At 63.4% G+C, this 2,050-nt stretch carries 3 protein-coding genes; all 3 read left to right on the top strand.

The window, feature by feature from the left end; genetic code table 11:
• The coding region (pcaH, locus tag DEA8626_RS20755) for a protocatechuate 3,4-dioxygenase subunit beta (protein ID WP_108855146.1) at positions 1 to 636 on the top strand (636 nt) is incomplete at its 5' end.
• Between the two features lie 2 nt (positions 637 to 638).
• A complete protein-coding gene (pcaG, locus tag DEA8626_RS20750; RefSeq protein WP_108855145.1) occupies positions 639 to 1,250 on the top strand; it encodes a protocatechuate 3,4-dioxygenase subunit alpha in 612 nt (203 codons plus the stop codon).
• A gap of 7 nt (positions 1,251 to 1,257) precedes the next feature.
• A partial coding sequence (locus DEA8626_RS20745) for a 3-oxoadipate:acetyl-CoA acetyltransferase (protein WP_108855144.1) occupies positions 1,258 to 2,050 on the top strand: 793 nt, incomplete at its 3' end.

Raw genomic sequence — 2,050 nt, 5'->3', positions numbered from 1 at the left:
CCTCACTATGCGCTTCTTTCGCTTCAGAACTCGGCCAGCGAACTGACCGGGCCGGTCTTCGGCCAGAACGACATCGACCCGTTGGACAACGACCTCATCCGCAACTACGCCAAGACCGGAGATCCGATCGGCGAGCGGATCATTGTCCACGGCCGCGTGCTGGACGAGAACGCGCGGCCCGTGCCGAACACGCTCGTCGAGATATGGCAGGCCAATGCCGGCGGGCGCTATCGGCACAGGAAGGACACCTATCTCGCGCCCATTGACCCAAATTTCGGCGGCTGCGGGCGGACACTGACGGATGAGCAGGGCTGCTACGTCTTCCGCACGGTGAAGCCCGGCGCCTATCCTTGGCGCAACTGGGTGAACAACTGGCGGCCCGCGCATATTCATTTCTCGGTCTTCGGCTCGGCCTTCGCGCAGCGACTGATCACCCAGATGTACTTCGAAGGCGACCCCTTGATCGCGAATTGCCCGATCGTGAGGACGATCCCCGATCCACGCGCCATCGACCAGCTTGTCGCGGCGCTCGACCTGAACGCCACGATCCCACTCGATAGCATCGCTTACAAGTTCGACATCGTGCTGCGCGGGCAGAGATCGACCTATTTCGAGAACCGGCCTGAGGGGAACTGACCATGGTGCAGAAGTTCGACTACCTGAAGGAATCCCCTTCCCAGACGGCAGGTCCTTACGTCCATATCGGCCTCGCGCCCGGCGATGCCGGGTTCGACATCTATCGCCAGGAACTCGGCCATGACATCATCGGGCCGAATGCGAAGGGCGAGCGGATCACGGTTGACGGCATCGTCACCGACGGTACCGGCGCGCCAGTCAAGGATGTCCTGATCGAAATCTGGCAGGCGAATGCGGCGGGCGTCTACGCGGGTGCCGGCAAGGTCGAGCAGGGCTTTCGCGGTTGGGGCCGCGTGATCCCGGATTTCGAGACCGGCGAATGGGCCTTCGAGACCATCAAGCCGGGGCCCGTGATGGGCCGCTCGGGCCGCATCATGGCGCCGCATATCAGCCTCTGGCTCGTTGCGCGCGGGATCAATATCGGCTTGAATACACGGATGTACTTCGCGGATGAGGACAAGGCCAACGCTGCCGATCCGGTCCTGAACCTCATCGAGCAGCAGCATCGCCGCGCAACTCTGATCGCCAAACGCGAGACGCGCAAGGGCGCGAGCGTCTACCGCTTCGACATCCGCCTTCAGGGCGAGAACGAAACCGTCTTCTTCGATATCTGAGGCCGACATGACAAAACCCTGCATCATCTGCGTGGCGATTACCGGCTCGGTCCCCACCAAGGCCAACAACCCCGCGCTGCCGGTCACGGTCGAGGAGCAGATCGAATCCACGCAGGCGGCGTTCGAGGCCGGCGCCAGCATCGCGCACTGCCATGTCCGAGACGACGAGGGCAAGCCGACGTCGGACCCCGAGCGGTTCGGCCGGTTGATGGAAGGCCTGCGGAAATACTGCCCTGGCATGATCATCCAGTTCTCGACCGGCGGGCGCTCGGGCGCGGGACACGAGCGCGGCGGAATGCTCGGTCTCAAGCCAGAGATGGCCTCGCTCGCCGTTGGCTCGAACAACTTCCCAACGCGAGTCTACGAAAATCCGCCCGACCTCGTCGATTGGCTGGCGTCTGAGATGCGGACCTACGGCGTGAAGCCCGAAATCGAGGCGTTCGATCTTTCCCACATTTTCAAGGCGGCCGAGATGAACAAGGACGGCCGTATCCCGGGCAAGCTCTACGTCCAGTTCGTGATGGGCGTGAGAAACGCGATGCCGGTCGACCGCGAGGTGTTCGACTTCTACATCAAGACGGTCGAGCGGCTGGCGCCAAACGCGGAGTGGTGCGCCGCCGGGATCGGCGCGCAGCAAATCACTGTCAACGAATGGTGCGTTCGCGAAGGCGGCCACGCGCGCACCGGGCTCGAGGACAACGTGCGTCTCGACAAGGAGCGGCTCGCGCCGTCGAACGCGGCGCTCGTTCGTCGAGTGACGGAGCTTTGCGAAAAGTACGACCGACCCGTGGCGACTTGGC

The sequence above is a fragment of the Defluviimonas aquaemixtae genome (assembly GCF_900302475.1).
In the GTDB taxonomy this organism is placed as follows: domain Bacteria; phylum Pseudomonadota; class Alphaproteobacteria; order Rhodobacterales; family Rhodobacteraceae; genus Albidovulum; species Albidovulum aquaemixtae.
Note: the sequence above shows the minus strand (reverse complement) of the source record. Positions and strands in the feature narration are given on the sequence as shown.

What these genes read in the sequence shown, in the direction of transcription:
- pcaG (WP_108855145.1), top strand. Translation starts at nt 639, where the DNA reads ATGGTGCAGAAGTTCGACTACCTGAAGGAATCCCCTTCCCAGACGGCA.